The sequence below is a fragment of the Streptomyces sp. NPDC087859 genome (assembly GCF_044742595.1).
Classification (GTDB): domain Bacteria; phylum Actinomycetota; class Actinomycetes; order Streptomycetales; family Streptomycetaceae; genus Streptomyces; species Streptomyces canus_F.
Window position 1 is genome coordinate 419,987 of the sequence record NZ_JBIUUU010000008.1, and the last position, 14,622, is coordinate 434,608.

The following is a 14,622-nucleotide window of genomic DNA, read 5'->3' on the forward strand; positions in this document are numbered from 1 at the left end:
CCAACGATTTTCAGACACCGGCCGATGCTTTCCGGCCGGCCTGGGAGGCCTCATCGTGGCGATCCCCGAACCGAACCACACCGGCACCGTCGACTTCAACGGCGGGTCCACCTGGTACCGGATCACGGGCGAACCGGGCAGGACACCCCTGGTGGTCCTGCACGGCGGACCCGGCGCCGGTCACGACTACACGCTCAGCATCGCGAACATCGCCCAGCAGGGCCGCCCCGTGGTGCACTACGACCAACTCGGCACCGGACGCTCCACCCACCTGCCCGACAAGGGCGCCGACTTCTGGACCGTCCAGCTCTTCCTCGACGAACTCGACCATCTCCTCCAGGAGTTGGGCATCGCCGACGGCTACCACGTCCTCGGTCAGTCGTGGGGCGGCATGCTCGCCGCCGAACACGCCGTACGGCGGCCGCCGGGGCTGCGCGGCCTGGTGATCGCCAACTCCCCCGCGTCCATGGAGCTGTGGCTCCAGGGAGCCGCCGAACTGCGCGCCGGGCTTCCGGCCGAGGTCCAGCAGACCCTGCTCGCCCACGAGGCCGCCGGGACCACGGACCACCCCGACTACCGGGCGGCCGAGCAGGTCTTCAACGACCGTCATGTGTGCCGACTGTCTCCCAACCCGCCCGAAGTACAGGCCACGTGGGACAACATCGCCGCCGACCCGACCGTCTACCACACGATGAACGGGCCGAACGAGTTCCATGTCGTCGGAACCCTCAAGGACTGGTCCGTCATCGACCGGCTCCCGCTGATCGAGGCACCGACCCTGCTGGTGTCCGGACGGTACGACGAGGCGACCCCGGAGACCGTCAAGCCCTTCGCCGACCACATTCCCGACGTGCGCTGGCACCTGTTCGAGCACTCCAGCCATATGCCGCACGTCGAGGAGGAGGAGCTCTACCTCCGGGTCGTCGGCGAGTTCCTCGACTCCACCGACTGATCCCGGGAGTTGTCCGCCATGTCCGTGCCCCTGACCCGTCGCGCCAGACGAGGTGCGCTGACCGCCGCCGCCGTCGCGCTCGCCCTCACCGCCGCCGCCTGTTCCTCCTCCGACTCGGGCTCCTCCTCGGACCCGAGCGCCTCCTCCTCCGGCTCCGGCACCACCGCCTTCCAGCCTCAGCACCAGGGCGGCACCCTGAAGCTCGTCGCCCACGCGGCCGCGGGCACCTTCGACCCGCAGGTCAACTACACGCTCCAGTACTGGCAGTTGTACCAATCCATGTACGACGGGCTGCTCGCGTTCAAGAAGGTCGGCGGGCAGCAGTCCTTCACTGTCGTCCCCGACCTGGCCACGTCGCTGCCGAAGGTGACCAACGGTGGCAAGACCTACACCTTCACCCTCCGCAAGGGCATCTCCTTCTCCACCGGCAAGGCGGTGACCACGGACGACGTGGTGGCCTCCTTCCAGCGCATCTTCAAGGTCTCCAGCCCCACCGCCGGCACCTTCTACAACGGCATCGTCGGAGCCGACGCCTGTCTGAAGAAGCCCGCCTCCTGCACGCTGGACAAGGGCGTCGTCGGGGACGCGAAGACCAACACGGTCACCATCAACCTCACCGCGGCGGACACCGAGTTCCCGTACAAACTGGCCGTCCCACACGCCGTCGTCGTACCGAAGGACTCGCCCACCAAGGACTCCGGCACCAAGCCGCTGCCGACGACCGGTCCCTACATGGCCGCCTCGTACGACCCGAACCGGGCGCTGAAGCTGGTGCGCAACCCGCACTTCAAGGAGTGGTCGCGGGAGGCCGAGCCACAGGGCTACCCGGACGTCATCGACTACGCCTTCGGTCAGACCGTGGAGTCCGAGGTCACCGCCGTCCAGAACGGCCAGGCGGACTGGATGTACGACCCACCGCCCGCCGACCGGCTCAACGAGATCGGCACCAAGTACGCCTCCCAGGCCCATGTGAACCCGCTGACCGCGTTCTGGTACGCGACGCTCAACGTCAACATGGCACCGTTCGACAACAAGTTGGCCCGTCAGGCGATCAACTACGCGGTGGACCGGGCGGCCGTGGTGCGGCTGTACGGCGGCACCAACCTCGCCTCTCCCGCGTGCACGATCCTGCCACCGGGCTTCCCCGGACACGTCGACTCCTGCGACTACACCAAGGGCGGCGGCACCACCTGGAAGGCCGCGGACCTGGCCAAGGCCAAGGAACTGGTGAAGAAGTCCGGTACGGCCGGTCAGGAGGTCGGCATCGTCGTCCAGGACGACGACGTCAACAAATCGATCGGGCAGTATCTCCAGAGTCTGCTCACCCAGCTCGGGTACAAGGCGACGCTCAAACCGCTGTCGGCGAACATCCAGTTCACCTACATCCAGAACACCAAGAACAAGGTGCAGTTGGCTCTGACGTCCTGGTACCAGGACTATCCGGCGGCCTCGGACTTCCTGAACGTGCTGCTGTCCTGCGCCAGTTACCACCCGGGCAGCGACTCCAGCATCAACATCTCCGGTTTCTGCGACAAGGGCGTCGACGCCAGGATGCAGACGGCGCTGAAGACGGCCCAGACCGATCCGCAGGGCGCGAACAAGCAGTGGGGCGCGATCGACCAGGCGATCATGGCCGAGTCCCCGGTGGTGCCGCTGATCAACCCGAAGATCGTCGACTTCACGTCGACGCGGGTCGGCAACTACCAGTTCAGCAAGCAGTTCTACATGCTGGTGGGGCAGCTGTGGGTCAAGTGATCCCGCCCCCGTCGCTCGGGACCCGGCGCTCGCCGGGTCCCTGGCGGACAGCCGCCGGCGACCTGCTGCGCAACAGGCCGGCGCTGGCCGCCGCCGCGGTCCTGCTGTTCGTGGTGCTGGCGAGCCTGTGCGCCCCGCTCTACGCGGACCACATCGCCCACACCGACCCCTTCCAGTCCCATGTCTCCGGCACCACGGTCGTCGACGGCAGGACCGTGCCGGTGCTCACCCCGAGCAGCACCGGTCTCGGCCTCGGCGTCACCCCGATCGGCCCGACCTGGGACCCCGCCCACTACTTCCTCGGCGCCGACAACCAGGGCCGCGACGTCATGGCCCGGCTGCTCTACGGCGGCCGGACCAGCCTGTTCATCGGCGTCACCGCGGCTCTGCTCACCTGCGTGCTGGGGACGGCCGTCGGAGTCGTCGCCGGGTACGCGGGCGGTGTCGTGGACTCGGTCATCTCCCGGATCCTGGACGTGATCTGGGCGTTCCCGGTATATCTGCTGGCCATCTGCCTGTCGGTGGTCCTGCTGACCGACGGACTGAAACTGGGCCCGATCACGGTCGAAGCGGGAAGCCTCTGGCTGCCTGTGACGATCATCTCGGCGATCTATGTGCCCTACGTCGCCCGCCCCATGCGCGGCCAGGTGCTGGTGCTGCGCAACAAGGAGTTCATCCACGCGGCCGTCGGCTCCGGCGCCCCCACCCTGCGCATCCTGCGCCGCGAGGTGCTGCCGAACGTCGTACCCACCGCCATCGTCTTCGTCCCGCTGATGGCCGCGCTGGCCATGCTCACCGAGTCGGCCCTGTCCTTCCTGTCCGTCGGGGTGCAGCCGCCCGACGCCAGCTGGGGCACGATCATCCAGGACGGACTCGGCCTCCTCTACACCCGGCCGACCGTCACCATCGCCCCGGGCCTGCTCATCGCCCTCACCACGGCTGCCCTCAACGTCCTGGGCGACGGGGTGCGCGACGCCCTCGACCCGGGTGCCCGGCTGCGCGGAGGGGTGTGACCTCCATGCTGCAGTTCGCCCTCAAGCGCTTCACCTCGGCCCTGCTGGTGATGTTCGCGATCAGTGTGCTGGTGTTCCTGATCTTCTTCGCCACCCCGGGAGTCGACCCGGCCGCCCGTATCGCGGGCCGCAACGCCGACCCGGCCACCCTCGCCCAGGTCCGCCACTCCTTCGGCCTCGACCGGCCGCTGCCGATCCGCTATCTGCTGATGATGCGCCACCTGCTGATCGACCGGGACCTGGAGTCCTTCGTCAACCGCGGCTCCCGGGTCATCCCGCAGATCGTGCAGGCGACCCCGGTGACCCTGTCGCTGGTGGTGGGCGCCGCGCTGATCTGGATGACGGCCGGCATCCTCATGGGCACGGCCGCGGCGACCTTGCGCGGCAAGGCCGCCGACCCCCTGATCATGCTGGTCGGGGTCGTCGGCGTCTCGCTCCCGGCCTACTGGCTCGGCGAGGTCGTCAACCTCATCACCCAGAAGCAGCTGCACGACTCGGTGTTCTCCTGGGTGCCACCGCCCGGATACGTCGGTCTCGGCCACGATCCCGGCCAGTGGGCCCTGCATCTGCTCTTCCCCTGGCTGACCCTGGCCCTGCTGTACGCCGGGATCTACGCCCGGCTCCTGCGCGGCGAGGTCGTCAGCGCCCTGAGCGAGGACTACGTCCGCACGGCCCGCGCCAAGGGGCTGTCCGAGCGCCGGATCCTGGTCCGCCACGCCCTGCGCTGCTCGCTCATCCCGATCGTGTCGCTGTTCGGCCTGGACTTCGGCGCCCTCGTGGGCGGCGCCGCCCTGCTGACCGAGGTGGTCTTCGGCCTGCCCGGCATCGGCAAGCTCACCTTCGACGCCCTGCAGAACCTGGACCTGCCCGTGATCATGGGCACCGTCCTGTACGCGGCGTTCTTCGTGGTCCTCGCCAACGCCCTGGTGGACATCCTGTACGCACGACTCGACCCGAGGGCCCGCCATGCCTGAACCTCTGCTGGACGTAAGGGATCTACGGGTCTCCTTCCGCACCCGCTCCGGACCCGTCACGGCCGTCGACGGGCTCTCCTTCTCGGTCGACCCCGGCGAAGTCCTGGGCGTGGTGGGCGAGTCGGGTTCCGGCAAGAGCGTGTCCATGCTCGCCGTACTGCGGCTGCTCACCAACCCGAATGTGACGGTGACCGGCGAAGTCCGCTTCCGTGGGCGCGACTTGCTCACCCTGCCCGACAAGGAGATGCGCGCGGTGCGCGGCCGGGAGATCGCGATGGTCTTCCAGGACCCCATGACCGCGTTGACACCCGTCTACACCGTGGGCTGGCAGATCGCCGAACAGATCCGGGCGCACGAGCGGGTGTCCCGCAAGGAGGCACGGGCCCGCGCCGTCCAGCTGCTCTCCGACGTCGGCATCCCCGACGCCGCCTCGCGGGTGCACGCCTATCCGCACGAGTTCTCCGGCGGTATGCGCCAGCGTGCGGTCATCGCGATGGCCCTCTCGTGCGGTCCCGCGCTGCTGATCGCCGATGAGCCGACCACGGCCCTGGACGTCACCGTCCAGGCTCAGATCCTGGACCTGATGCGCGAGTTGAACACCCGCGGCTCGGCAATGGTCCTCATCACGCACGACATGGGTGTGGTCTCCCGGATCGCCGACCGGGTCCTGGTCATGTACGGCGGCCGGGCCGCGGAGGAGGGTCCGCGCCGGGCGGTCTTCCACGGTCCCCGGCACCCCTACACCTGGGGGCTGCTCGACTCGGTGCCCCGCGTCGGCGGGCCCCGGCTGCGGCGGCTTCCCACCATCGCGGGCATACCGGTGTCGCCCGGTGCCGTCCCGGAGGGGTGCGCCTTCGCGCCGCGCTGCCGGTTGCGGCACGAGCGGTGCGAGGAGCGGCCCGCGCTGGCCGGCGACACTCATCGCGACGCGTGCTGGCTGCCGCCGGACGACCGGGATTCACTGCGCCTGACGACAAGAACCGGCATCGACACGGAGGCGGCATCGTGACCGCACAGGACATCGCGAGGACGGGTGACGTCCTGTTGCGCGCCAAGGACGTCTCCAAGCACTACCCCCTGGGCCGCAAGGTGCTGCGTGCCGTCGACGGCGTGTCCCTCGAGGTGCGCACCGGGGAAACCCTCGGCGTGGTCGGCGAGTCGGGGTGCGGCAAGTCCACCCTGGGCCGCTGCCTGGTCCGGCTCACCGAACTCACCGGCGGACAGGTCGAGTTCGACGGCCAGGACATCTCCGGTCTGTCCGCTCGCCGGCTGCGCCCCGTGCGCCCGGGCATGCAGCTGGTCTTCCAGGACCCGCAGGCCTCGCTCAACCCCCGCCGCCGCGCCGGGGACATCGTGGCCGAGCCACTGCTCGTGCACCGCTACGGCGACGTGTCCGCGGTCCGCCGCCGGGTCGCCGAGCTCTTCGACGTCGTAGGGCTGGCAGGGGCCCATCTGGACCGGTATCCGCACGAGTTCTCCGGCGGTCAGCGGCAACGCATCGGCATCGCCCGCGCGTTGGCCACGGACCCGAAGCTGATCGTCGCCGACGAGCCGGTGTCCGCGCTGGACGTGTCGATCCAGGCGCAGGTGCTGAACCTGTTGGCCGATCTCCAGGAGGAGTTCGCGCTCACCTACGTCTTCATCGCGCACGACCTCGGTGTGGTCCGCCATGTGTCGGACCGGATCGCCGTCATGTATCTGGGCGAGATCGTCGAACTGGCCGGGACGGAGGAGCTGTACGAGTCCCCCGCCCACCCCTACACACAGGCGCTGTTGTCGGCGGTGCCCGACATCGACGACGGCACCGGCACGCCGGTCCGGGAGCGCATCGTCCTCACCGGCGAGGTGCCCGACCCGGTGGCCAGGCCGACGGGCTGCGCGTTCCGCACCCGCTGCCCGTACGCCCGCGAGCGCTGCGCCGAGGAACGCCCCCGGCTCACGGCGGCGCCCTCGGGCCGGCTCACCGCCTGCCACTACCCACTGACGGAATAAGCCCCTCAACTCCCTTTACTGGTGCGGTCATTGACGATGGAGACAATCCGGGTAACCGTGTGGGTTCCCGCGAGGCCCCGGAGGTCGCCATGCCAGCACCCCGTTCCGACACGGACCTCGTGGCGCGTCTCCACGCGCTCCGGCCATTGATCGGCGAGCACGCGCTGCGCGCCGAGGAGCAGCGGAGGGTGACGACCGAGGTCCTCGCCGCGTTGACGGACGCCGGGGTGTACCGGATGAACGTGCCCCGGCGGTACGGCGGTTATCAGTCGCGGCCGCGTACCCAGGTGGACGCGCTGGCGGAGGTCGCCGCCGCGTGCGGTTCGGCCGGGTTCACGGCGCTGATCCAGGCCGGCTGCGCCTTCATCGCCGCGCTCTTTCCCGACGAGGCGCAGGACGAGATCTTCGCGAGCCCCGACGTGCGGGTCGGCGGGACTCTGGTCCCGGACGCCACGGCGGTCGCGACGGACGAGGGCTATGTCGTCAACGGCACCTCGGGCTTCGCCACCGGCTGCCAGGACGCCGACTGGCATCTGCTGACGGCGCGGGTCGAGTCCGATGAGGGGCCGCCCGAGGTGCTGTGGACCGCCGTGCCCATGGCGGAGCTGGAGGTTCTCGACGACTGGTACGTCTCGGGGCTGGCCGGGAGCGGCAGCAACAGTGTCGTCGCACGCGACGTCGTCGTGCCCGCGCACCGGGTCCTGCCCGTCGGGCCGCTACTGGCGGGCGAGTTCCCCTCGAAGGCCAACGCCGACGACCCCTTCTACCGGATGCCCGTGCTGCTGATGTTCTGCGTCTGGACCGCCTCCCACGCGCTCGGTGTGGCCCGGGGCGCCCTGGCGGAGTTCACCGAGCGCATCCATCGGCGGGGCATCACGTACACCTTCCATCAGCGGCAGCACGAAGCCGCCGTCACCCATCTCCAGTCGGCCGAGGCCGCGATGAAGGTCTCCTGCGCCGAGCTGCTGACGAGTGACCTCGTAGCCCGGATCGAGGCCGGTGAGCCGTTCACGACCGAGGAGCGGGCGAGGATCCGTGCGCAGACGGGCTATGCGGCGCGGCTGGCCAAGGAGGCCGTGGATCTCGTCGCCTCCGCCTCCGGGGCCTCCTCCCTGCATCGGGAGGTGCCGATCCAGCGGGCCGTACGGGATGTGCAGGCGCTGAATCTGCATGCGTTCGTCAATCCGGCGACCAACCTGGAGCTGTACGGCCGGGTCCTGGCCGGGCTGGACCCGGGCACGCCGTTCCTCTGAGCGGAGGAGGTGATCGAGACCACAAAAGAAACGGCTCCGTTTCGATGATGGAGGGGTATTCTGAGGTCCAGGTGAACGAAACGGTTTCGTTTAGAAGGAGCCGGCATGACCTCCGTACTCATCGCCAGCGATCAGTCCCTCCAACGCCACGGCCTGCGCATCCTGCTGGCCGCCGTGCCCGATCTGACCGTCGCCGGTGAAGCCCGCAGCGGAACCGAGGCGGTCCGGCTGGCCGCCGTGCTCCGCCCGGACGTCGTCCTGCTGGACGGCCGTATCCACGAGACGGAAGGCACCGAGGTCATCCGCCGGATCACCCGGCCCCCGGCCCTCGCCGTGTCGGCCCAGCCCGCCGGCCCGGCGCGCGTCCTGGTCCTCACCCCCACCAGCGACGAGGGCCACGCCTACGCCGCCCTGCGCGCCGGAGCCGGCGGCTTCCTCCCCCAGGACGCCACCCCGGACGAGCTGATCGCGGCCATCCGCGTCGTGGCCACCGGGGACTCGGTCATCACCCCCCATCTGACCCGCGCTCTCATCGACACGGTCCGCCAGTTGCAGCCCCTCGGCCCCACCGCGGCGGGCGTGGGGCTCGACACCTTCACCCAGCGGGAGCGCGACGTCCTGACCGCCGTCGCCTCCGGCTGGTCGAACGCCGAGATCGCCGCGCGGCTGTCCATCGCGCCGACCACCGTCAAATCGCATGTCAGCCACATCCTCGCCAAGATCGGCGGACGTGCCCGCGTCCAGGCGGTGACCTTCGCCTACGAGTCCGGGCTGGTGCGTCCGGCGGCCTGAGAGGTTTGCCGCGCCGAGAACTGGTCAGGCGCGTGGGATGTCCCAGGTACTCATCCCAGCAGTCACTTCCGTCAGACACGTATCGGCCGACTTCCTGCGCGGTGCGCAGGGGGCGGTGTGGTGAGCGCGCCCACGGACGTTCCGCCCAGGACACCCCGGCAGGACACGGCGCCGCGGACGGAGCCGGTGAAGCAGCGGGACGCGTTCTTCGACAACGCCAAGTACCTGGCGATCGTGCTGGTGGCGACGGGACACGCCTGGGAGCCGCTGCGCGACGGCAGCAGGGCCGTCTCCGCGCTCTACATGCTCGTCTACGCCTTCCACATGCCCGCGTTCATCATGATCGCCGGCTACTTCTCCCGGAGTTTCGACGCGAGCCCGCAGCGGCTTAGGCGGCTGGTGACCGGGGTCGCCGTCCCTTACGTCGTCTTCGAGACGGCGTACACCTTCTACACCCGGTGGACCGACGGGGTCCCGGACCGCCCGGTCAGCCTCCAGGAGCCGCTGTATCTGACGTGGTTCCTGGCCGCCCTGTTCATCTGGCGGCTGACCACCCCGGTGTGGCGCTCCGTACGGTGGCCGCTGCCGCTCGCCCTCGCCGTCGCCATGCTGGCGACCACGGCACCGTCCATCGGCGAGGACTTCGACCTCCAACGCACCCTGCAGTTCCTGCCGTACTTCGTGCTCGGCCTGTGTATGAAGCCGGACCACTTCCGGCTGATCCGGCGCTGGAAGGTGCGGATGGCGGCGGTGCCGGTGTTCGCCGTCGCGCTCGCGGCGGCGTACTGGGCGGTGCCGCGGATGAGCGGCGCCTGGTTCTACCACCGCGACAGCGCCCAGGAACTCGGTGCGCCCGCCTGGTACGGCCCGTTGATGACCCTGGTCGTCTTCGCCTGCTCGACGCTGCTGGTGGCCTGTTTCCTGTCCTGGGTGCCCGGACGGCGGATGTGGTTCACGGCGCTGGGCGCGGGCACGCTCTACGGCTATCTGCTGCACGGCTTCGTCGCCCAGGGCTCCAAGCCCTGGGGCTGGTACGACCCCGCCTGGGTGTACGAGCCGCTCGGCGAGATCGTCGTCACCGTCGTCGCGGCCGCGATCGTGACCGTGCTGTGCACCCCGCCCGTGCGCAGGGTGTTCCGGTTCGTCATGGAGCCGGACCTGAAGTGGGCCTTCCGCGGCGAACGGAACCGGGAGCGTGTCGTCCTGCGCGCATGAGCTCAGCGCGGCGCCGGGGTGGTGGCCGGCGAGGACGGCGGCCGTGAGGTGCCCGCGACCGTGGGGGGCGGGGTGACCTCCGGCAGCCGGGTCTCGCCCCCTGACGGGATCGCGGTCATGACCATCACCACGGCGACGGCGGCCGCGGCGATCAGCACGAGGGCCGTGAGCAGCCGGGAGCGCGGGTCGCTCGGCTGCTCACACGCAGGTTCGGGCCGTGCGGCCACCGCGGTCAGGAACGCCACGCTCTCGTCCGCGCCGGGCCGCAGGGCCGGGTCCTTGGCAAGCAGCCCGCGCAGCAGAGGCGTCAACGGACAGTCGGCCCCGGGAAGTTCGGGCTCCTCGTACACCACCGCGAGGAGCGTCGCCGGCATCGAGGGCCGGGCGAACGGCGAGTGGCCGGTCAGGGCCGTGCGGAGAGTGGCACCGAGCGACCACCAGTCGGAGGCGGGCCCCGGGTCACGGCCGGTGGCCCGCTCCGGCGAGAGGTGCTCCGGCGAGCCGATCACCATGCCGCCCCTCGTCAGGCCCTGGGCGTCCTGGAGGGCGGCGATGCCGAAGTCGGTGAGGACGACCCGACGGCCGGGGCCGAGCAGCACGTTGCCCGGTTTGACGTCACGGTGCAGCACCCCGGCGGCATGCACCCGGCGCAGCGCCTCGGCGAGCGCGAGACCGATCCGTGCCGTCTCCCGGACGCCCAGTGGGCCGCGTTCGGCGACCGACCGCTCCAGCGAGGGCGCCTCGACGAACTCCTTGACGATCCACAGCCGGTCGTCCTCCTCGGCCACGTCGTAGACGCGGACCACGCCCGGGTGGTCGACGCGCGCACTCGCCCTGGTCTCCCGCAACGCCCGCTCCCGACGGGTGCCCGGATCCTCGCCCGCGTCCGGGCCGTCGAGCCACAACTCCTTGACCGCGACCGGCCGTTCGAGCATCTCGTCCCGTGCCCGCCACACCCGCCCCATGCCACCCTGCCCGACCCGCTCCCCCAGCCGGTACCGGCCCCCGATGCGCATGGGTGTTCACCTCCCCGCCCCTCCCATGACAGCGCAGACCGCCCGACACCGGACAGGGCACAACTGCGCCTACCCCCACGGCCGGTCGGCACCCCGGTTTGTTACGCTCCCCGAGCCTCCCGCGGGGGAAGTCCGGTGAGAGTCCGGCGCTGACCCGCAACGGTGTGCGCGACCGTGTGTCGCGTGAGCCCGATCGCCCGTGGGTGGCGCGACCCGTTGACTGCTCGCCGAGGACTGCGAGAGGGGACCGCGCGACCTCGGGGTCGTACGGGCCGGCTCCTTGACGTTCATCAGGCGGCCCCACCCGAAGGACCGCCCCGATCGTGCGCCGAAGTACCGCACCGAGCCGCATACCCCTGCCTCCGCTGGTGACAGGGGCGGCGCTGCTCCTTCTGGTGTCCCTGGTCGGCGGTGTGGGGCTGGGGGCCGCCGGGATCGGCTGGGCGGAGGTCTTCCGGTTCCTGTGGGCCGGGCTGACCGGCGGGACCGTGCACGCCGACGACGTCGCCGCGTACACCATCGTCTGGGAGATCCGACTGCCGCGGGTCGTGCTCGGTGCCGTCGTCGGGGCGGGGCTCGCGGCCGTCGGGGTGGCCGTGCAGGCGATGGTCCGCAACGCGCTCGCCGACCCCTTCGTGCTCGGCATCTCCTCCGGAGCCGCGGTGGGCGCCAACGCGGTCATCCTGCTCGGCGCGTTCGCCGGGCTCGGGATCTGGGCCCTGTCGGGGGCGGCGTTCGCCTCGGCGCTCGCGGCGATGGTGCTGGTGTACGCCGCGGCCCGGTCTCCGCACGGGCTGACCCCGCTGCGGCTGGTTCTCACCGGTACGGCGCTGGCGTACGGATTCGAGGCGGTCACCACGGTGATGGTGTTCGGCGCGGCGCGCGGTGAGGCGGCCCGGTCGGCGCTGATGTGGCTCCTCGGCAGTCTGGGCGGGGCGACCTGGGCGCAGGTGCCGCTCGTCGCCGTGACCGTGGCGGCCGGGTGGGCGTGGCTGCGGTGGCGGGCCGAGTCGCTCAACGCGCTGGCGATGGGCGACGAGACCTCGTCCGCGCTGGGTGTCCGGCCGGCGTCGCTGCGACGGGAGTTGTTCCTCGTGACCGCCGCGGTGACCGGGACCGTGGTCGCGGTGAGCGGGGCCATCGGATTCGTCGGGCTGATGGTGCCGCACGTCGTACGGATGCTGGTCGGCGCGGACCACCGGCGGGTGCTGGCCGTCGCGCCGCTCGCCGGGGCCGTCCTGCTGGTGTGGGCGGATGTACTGTCCCGGCTGCTGCTGGCGCCCGCGGAGCTGCCCGTCGGAGTGATCACCGCCGTGGTGGGCGTGCCCGCCTTCCTGCTGCTGATGCGGCGCGGCGGCTACGCGTTCGGAGGCCGCTGACGATGAGGCTCGACATCGAGGACGTCACGGTCGAGATCGCCGGGGCGCGAATCGTCGACGACCTCCGACTGGCCGTGGACAGCGGGGCGTTCGTCGGACTCGTCGGCCCCAACGGCAGCGGCAAGTCGACGCTGCTGCGCTGTGTGTACCGGGCGCTGCGGCCCTCCGGGGGCGTGGTCCGGCTCGACGGGCAGGACGTGCACGCGATGCCGGCCCGGGACACCGCCCGGGTGCTGGCGGCGCTGCCGCAGGAGTCGTCGGCGGAGTTCGACTTCACGGTCGCCGAGGTGGTCGCCATGGGGCGGCTGCCGCACCGGGACCGTACGGCCGCCGCCGACGCGGAGATCTGCGCCGAGGCCATGGGGCGGACCGGTGTGGAGCACCTCGCCGAGCGGGGGTTCCTCGCCCTGTCCGGCGGTGAGAAGCAACGCGTCCTGATCGCCCGCGCCCTCGCCCAGCGCCCCCGGGTGCTCGTCCTGGACGAACCCACCAACCACCTTGACATCGCCCACCAGTTGGACGTGCTGTCCCTGGTGCGCGCCAGCGGCGTGACCGTGCTCGCCGCCCTGCACGACCTCAACCTGGCCGCCGCGCACTGCGATGTCCTGTACGTGATCGCGGACGGCCGTGTCGTCGCGTCCGGATCACCGCACGACGTGCTTCAACCGGACCTGCTCGCCGAGGTGTTCGGGGTGCGCGCGCATCCCGTGCGGCATCCGGAGACCGGTGCCGTCCAGCTCCTGTTCGACCTGCTCCCGCACACACCGTGAGGACCCCCATGCGCAAACTGCTCGCCGCCGCCCTGTGTCTCGCCGCGACCGCCACCGGATGCGGCGCGTCGGTCGAGACGACGCCGAAGGACGCCAGGTCCTCGTCGGTCACCCTCACCAACTGCGGCAAGAAGGTGACGTTCGACAAGGTCCCCGAGCGTGTCGTCACCAACGACGTCGGGATCACCGAGCTGATGTTCGCGCTCGGCCTGGAGGACCGGATGGCCGGGTTCGCCATGCCCGACGACAAGGGCGACCTCAGCGGCGTCCCCTGGAAGGACGGCTACGACAAGGTCCCGTGGCTCTCCAAGGACCAGCTGACCAAGGAGAACGTCCTCGACGCCCGCGGCGACATGGTCTTCGCGGGCTGGAACTACGGCTTCCGCGAGGACGCCGGCTTCACCCCCGACGCACTGAAGAAGCTCGGCATCCCCTCGTACATCCTCACCGAGTCCTGCCGCAACGACCGGACGAAGACCTCGCGCGGCATCATGCCGCCGTTGGAGGCCCTCTACACCGACCTCACCAACCTCGGGAAACTGTTCGGCGTGGAGAAGCGCGCGGCCACGCTGATCTCCGGGTTCAAGAAGGAGATCGCCGACGTCCATGCCCAGGCGCCGGCGAAGAAGCCGACGGTGTTCCTCTACGACAGCGGCCAGGACCAGCCCTTCACTTCCGGCCGTTACGCCGCCCCCGACCAGATCATCAGCGAGGCCGGCGGCGTCAACGTCATGCACGACGTGCGGGACTCCTGGACCACGGTCGGCTGGGAGAGCGTGGTGGAGCGGAACCCCGACACCATCGTGATCTGCGACTACGGGGACGTCAGCGCGGAGCAGAAGAGGAAGTTCCTGCTCTCCTACGCCCCCCTGCGCAACGTCTCCGCCGTCAAGCACCGGCGGATCTTCACACTCGACTACGTCGACCTGGTCGAGAGCCCCCGCAATCCCTCGGCGATCGCCCGCCTCGGCGCGTATCTGCGAACGGCCGGGTGACCGGCCAGGGAACGGCGCCTCACGGGCGCCGGTACAGGGCGGGGTCGGGGTGCGGGGTGAAGCCGAGCTCGCGGTAGAGCGGTGCGCCCTCCGCGGAGGCGTACAGGTCCACGCGTGCGACCTCGCGGTCCCGGAACCAGTCGAGCAGGCCTCGCATGATCGCGCGGCTGTGCCCGCGCCGCCGGTGCGCGGGGTCGGTGATCACTCCGATGACCTGCCCGATCCGGCCGTTGTGCAGATGCGGCCCCGGCAGCCGTTGCTCGATGGTGCCGATCCCGCAGGCGGCGAGGCCTCCGTCGGTGCCGTCCACGACGAGGATGCGTACGCCGTCCGCGGTCAGCTGCTCCTTGAGCACCACGGCCAGGGCGTCCAGCCAGCCGTCGTCCGCGGCCGCGGGGTCGAAGAAGTCGCCTCCGAGGTGCTCGAACAGCAGCGTCCGCAGGCGGACGAGTTCGACGAGGTCGTACTCCACGGCCTGGCGTACGTCGGATCGGGGTCCGGTGCGTTGTTCCATGA

At 70.7% G+C, this 14,622-nt stretch carries 14 protein-coding genes and 1 riboswitch; of the genes, 12 read left to right on the plus strand and 2 right to left on the minus strand.

Going from position 1 to position 14,622, the window contains the following annotated elements; genetic code table 11:
- The first annotated feature begins 55 nt into the window (after nucleotides 1–55).
- The 9 genes from ACIOHP_RS22085 (at nucleotide 56) to ACIOHP_RS22125 (ending at nucleotide 9,946) form a co-directional block, all read left to right on the plus strand.
- Entirely contained in the window at nucleotides 56–952 is an 897-nt protein-coding gene (locus ACIOHP_RS22085) for a proline iminopeptidase-family hydrolase (protein ID WP_401889892.1), read from the plus strand.
- 18 nt (nucleotides 953–970) lie between these two features.
- Complete coding sequence (locus tag ACIOHP_RS22090) at nucleotides 971–2,707, plus strand: ABC transporter substrate-binding protein (protein WP_401889894.1); 1,737 nt, start codon at nucleotides 971–973, stop codon at nucleotides 2,705–2,707.
- Nucleotides 2,695–3,720 carry an ABC transporter permease gene (locus ACIOHP_RS22095; protein WP_361557428.1) on the plus strand — a complete coding sequence of 342 codons (1,026 nt, stop codon included), beginning with the start codon at nucleotides 2,695–2,697 and terminating at the stop codon, nucleotides 3,718–3,720. Before ACIOHP_RS22090 ends, ACIOHP_RS22095 begins: the two co-directional genes overlap by 13 nt.
- A 5-nt stretch (nucleotides 3,721–3,725) precedes the next feature.
- Nucleotides 3,726–4,694 carry an ABC transporter permease gene (locus tag ACIOHP_RS22100; RefSeq protein WP_361557425.1) on the plus strand — a complete coding sequence of 323 codons (969 nt, stop codon included), beginning with the start codon at nucleotides 3,726–3,728 and terminating at the stop codon, nucleotides 4,692–4,694.
- Nucleotides 4,687–5,703 (plus strand): ABC transporter ATP-binding protein, encoded by a 1,017-nt coding sequence (locus tag ACIOHP_RS22105; RefSeq protein ID WP_401889897.1) that lies wholly within the window; start codon nucleotides 4,687–4,689, stop codon nucleotides 5,701–5,703. Before ACIOHP_RS22100 ends, ACIOHP_RS22105 begins: the two co-directional genes overlap by 8 nt.
- Nucleotides 5,697–6,686 carry an ABC transporter ATP-binding protein gene (locus ACIOHP_RS22110; RefSeq protein ID WP_401890075.1) on the plus strand — a complete coding sequence of 330 codons (990 nt, stop codon included), beginning with the start codon at nucleotides 5,697–5,699 and terminating at the stop codon, nucleotides 6,684–6,686. Before ACIOHP_RS22105 ends, ACIOHP_RS22110 begins: the two co-directional genes overlap by 7 nt.
- 89 nt (nucleotides 6,687–6,775) lie before the next feature.
- Nucleotides 6,776–7,939, plus strand: a complete 1,164-nt coding sequence (locus ACIOHP_RS22115; RefSeq protein WP_401889900.1) for an acyl-CoA dehydrogenase family protein — start codon at nucleotides 6,776–6,778, stop codon at nucleotides 7,937–7,939.
- A gap of 105 nt (nucleotides 7,940–8,044) precedes the next feature.
- On the plus strand, nucleotides 8,045–8,731 hold the full coding sequence (locus ACIOHP_RS22120; protein ID WP_401889902.1) for a LuxR C-terminal-related transcriptional regulator: 687 nt from the start codon (nucleotides 8,045–8,047) through the stop codon (nucleotides 8,729–8,731).
- A gap of 186 nt (nucleotides 8,732–8,917) precedes the next feature.
- Nucleotides 8,918–9,946 carry an acyltransferase family protein gene (locus tag ACIOHP_RS22125; RefSeq protein ID WP_401890078.1) on the plus strand — a complete coding sequence of 343 codons (1,029 nt, stop codon included), beginning with the start codon at nucleotides 8,918–8,920 and terminating at the stop codon, nucleotides 9,944–9,946.
- 2 nt (nucleotides 9,947–9,948) lie between these two features.
- Here ACIOHP_RS22125 and ACIOHP_RS22130 read toward each other — a convergent pair whose 3' ends face one another.
- Nucleotides 9,949–10,962: a serine/threonine-protein kinase gene (locus ACIOHP_RS22130; protein WP_401889905.1), complete on the minus strand. Its 1,014-nt coding sequence runs from the start codon at nucleotides 10,960–10,962 to the stop codon at nucleotides 9,949–9,951.
- Nucleotides 10,963–11,086: 124 nt separating this feature from the next.
- Nucleotides 11,087–11,161, plus strand: a riboswitch (cobalamin riboswitch).
- A 124-nt stretch (nucleotides 11,162–11,285) separates the two neighbouring features.
- On the opposite strand from ACIOHP_RS22130, the gene ACIOHP_RS22135 reads away from it, so the two are divergent.
- The 3 genes from ACIOHP_RS22135 to ACIOHP_RS22145 are packed head-to-tail and all read left to right on the plus strand — an operon-like array spanning nucleotide 11,286 to nucleotide 14,106.
- Complete coding sequence (locus tag ACIOHP_RS22135; protein WP_401889908.1) at nucleotides 11,286–12,341, plus strand: FecCD family ABC transporter permease; 1,056 nt, start codon at nucleotides 11,286–11,288, stop codon at nucleotides 12,339–12,341.
- 2 nt (nucleotides 12,342–12,343) lie between these two features.
- Nucleotides 12,344–13,111 (plus strand): ABC transporter ATP-binding protein, encoded by a 768-nt coding sequence (locus ACIOHP_RS22140; RefSeq protein ID WP_401889910.1) that lies wholly within the window; start codon nucleotides 12,344–12,346, stop codon nucleotides 13,109–13,111.
- Between the two features lie 8 nt (nucleotides 13,112–13,119).
- On the plus strand, nucleotides 13,120–14,106 hold the full coding sequence (locus tag ACIOHP_RS22145) for an ABC transporter substrate-binding protein (protein ID WP_401889912.1): 987 nt from the start codon (nucleotides 13,120–13,122) through the stop codon (nucleotides 14,104–14,106).
- 19 nt (nucleotides 14,107–14,125) lie between these two features.
- On the opposite strand, the gene ACIOHP_RS22150 is transcribed toward ACIOHP_RS22145, so the two are convergent.
- Entirely contained in the window at nucleotides 14,126–14,620 is a 495-nt protein-coding gene (locus ACIOHP_RS22150) for a GNAT family N-acetyltransferase (RefSeq protein WP_401889914.1), read from the minus strand.
- Nucleotides 14,621–14,622: the final 2 nt, after the last annotated feature.